Genomic DNA, 2,641 nt, shown 5'->3' with positions numbered 1-2,641 from the left:
GATGTTGTCGGACGCTAAAGCAGCTAAGGTGGCTTGTAGCTCTGCTTGGCTATTATGTTGGCCTTCAGCACTCAAAAAGAAGGTTTTATCATTAACAATGCTCTGCCATTGACTATCTTTTTGTTGTTCATAACGTAATAAAATGCGCCAGTAGGGATGATTAGCTAGATTTTGTTGTTTGGCTTGTTGCTGCCATGTGTCTAGGTTTGAGGCAAAACTAAATTGACTAATAAATAAAGAGCTAAGAATAAATAGAGGAAATTTCATTGAGTAAAAGAGACTATTAATTGTTATAAGAAGTATCAAACGTAGAATGTTCCCTCTCCTAAATTAGGAGAGGGCTAGGGAGAAGTAGTTAATTAACCAGCATAAGCAGCTAATTTGCTATCTTGAGCCATAACTTTGTTTAAGGCAGCTAAAACATCACCAGCGGTTTTGTTTTCGGGAGCAAAAATTTTGCCAAAGTGTGTTTGGGTTGCTTGGAAGAAGGTTGTTTTGTCTTCTGCTTTAATTTTTAATAAATTGGCTAATACTTCTAAAGTTTCGCCACGACCGACAGACATATCACGGGCTAAACGCTCAGAGTTAGTACTCATAAACATACCTAAACGAGCACGAGAGCTAATAACGCCATCAGCTTGACAACCTGCTGTACCAGAGGTAATACCAAAAGTTTGGTTATAAGAAGTACCATTGGTAGTGGCCGCTAAAACTTTAGGGGCAACACCTGATTGGCCAGCCCACACCATAGTTCCCCAACCACAACCTACATCTTGGTCAGCCATTACAACAGAAGAGCTTGCTAATAAAGCAACAGCTAATAATTTTTTCATGGTTTAATCCTTATTAATTTTTTTAAACAGCAGCATAAGTAGCTAATGTACTATCTTGAGCCATGACTTTGTTTAAGGCAGCTAAAACATCGCCAGCAGTTTTGTTGTCAGCAGCAAAAATAGTGCTAAAGTGTTGTTGAGTGGTTTTAAAAAATAAGCTTTTATCTTGTTCTTTAACACCCATTAAATCGGCTAAAACATTTAAGGCTTCGCCTTGACCAACCGACATATCACGAGCTAAACGCTCAGAGTTAGTGCCCATAAACATACTTAAACGAGCACGAGAGGTGATGACACCATCTGATTTACAGCCTAAAGTACCTGATGTGATACCAAAAGTTTGATTACCATAAGTACCATTGGTCGTTGCTGCTAAGACTTTAGGGACAACACCTGATTGACCCGCAAATAAAATCGTACCTAAACCACAGCCGACATCATCATCAGCGATTGCCATGCTTGAACTTGCTAATAAAGCGATTGCTAAGAGTTTTTTCATAATCATTATTTCCGTGTTTGTTTTAGAAATTTAACAACTTCCGAAGCTTGAGACTACCCGATTGTTTTTTATTCGCCAAGCCTTATTGTTGTAATAATTGCTTATTAATTGCCCAATTAATGTGTTCTTGCACCAAATTGGACACGATTGATTTCTTTTCTTGCAGTGCTTGAACAATAGCTGTTGAGTAGGGGGCATTGCCTAAACCAATGGCAATATTACGCAAAAAGCCTTCATAACCAATGCGCCGAATCGGTGAGCCTTCGGTTTTCTGCAAATAAGTTTGTTCTGACCACGCAAATAATTCGAGTAATGACAGTTGGTCTAAGTGATGACGTACTTTAAAGTCGTCTTCTTGGGATAGTTGGGCATAACGATTCCATGGACAAATCAGTTGGCAATCATCGCAACCAAAAATACGATTGCCAATTTTGTCGCGTAATTCTTCAGGAATAATGCCTGTGTATTCAATGGTTAGGTAGGCAATACATAAGCGCGCATCTAATTGATAAGGCGCAACAATGGCTTGAGTAGGGCAAATGTTTAAGCAGGCTTGGCACGAGCCACAATGATGGCTAACAGGGGTATCAGCAATGAGTGGTAAGTCAGTAAATAATTCACCTAAAAAGAAAAATGAACCTGCTTGTTTGTTGATGAGCATGGTGTTTTTGCCAATCCAGCCCAAACCCGCTTGTTCAGCAACTGCTCGCTCTAAAACAGGCGCAGAATCGACAAAAGCGCGATAACCTAAGTTATCAATTTCTAAACTAATTTTTTCGGCAAATTTTTGCAGACGTTTGCGTAAAGTTTTATGGTAATCACGGCCTAAAGCATAACGCGCAATCACCCCTTGTTGAGGATAATCGGTAATGGTGCGTGGTGTGGGTTTATGCTGCAAATAATCCATACGCACACTAATAATGCTTTGGGTATTTTCGACTAATAATTCAGGCCGCCAGCGTTTTTCACCATGACTCGCCATATAAGTTAGATCGCCATGATAGCCTTTGGCTAACCATGCTTGTAAATGTTCGCCATGTTGTCCCAAATCAATACCACTAATCCCTACTTGTTGAAAGCCAAAGTCTTTGCCCCAATTTTTGATTTGTTGGGTGAGTTGCTGCATAGCATCAAGATGAGGAATTTTTTGCATTTTGACAAATAAGTGATAAAGGATTAGGTTCATAGACCCTCACCCCAACCCTCTCGCAAAGGAGAGGGAGTTCTCTCTCCCTGTGGGAGAGAGTTAGAGTGAGGGAGAAATAGAGTAATATGCTCAAATTTAAGTCTTAAAGTATCATTTGAGTGA

General features: G+C 39.8%; 3 protein-coding genes and 1 pseudogene. All 4 read right to left on the bottom strand.

What is annotated here, in order from left to right; genetic code table 11:
* Positions 1-267: pseudogene (locus Q0212_RS05120) on the bottom strand (hypothetical protein); the annotation flags it as partial.
* 92 nt (positions 268-359) lie between these two features.
* Entirely contained in the window at positions 360-833 is a 474-nt protein-coding gene (locus tag Q0212_RS05115; protein WP_297923175.1) for a DUF3015 family protein, read from the bottom strand.
* A gap of 22 nt (positions 834-855) precedes the next feature.
* Positions 856-1,338: a DUF3015 domain-containing protein gene (locus tag Q0212_RS05110; RefSeq protein ID WP_297923172.1), complete on the bottom strand. Its 483-nt coding sequence runs from the start codon at positions 1,336-1,338 to the stop codon at positions 856-858.
* A gap of 76 nt (positions 1,339-1,414) precedes the next feature.
* On the bottom strand, positions 1,415-2,518 hold the full coding sequence (gene queG / locus Q0212_RS05105) for a tRNA epoxyqueuosine(34) reductase QueG (protein ID WP_297923170.1): 1,104 nt from the start codon (positions 2,516-2,518) through the stop codon (positions 1,415-1,417).
* Between the last annotated feature and the right edge of the window lie 123 nt (positions 2,519-2,641).

Source organism: uncultured Agitococcus sp. (assembly GCF_937920075.1).
Lineage (GTDB): Bacteria > Pseudomonadota > Gammaproteobacteria > Pseudomonadales > Moraxellaceae > Agitococcus.
This window is presented reverse-complemented; position numbering and strand designations above follow the sequence as displayed.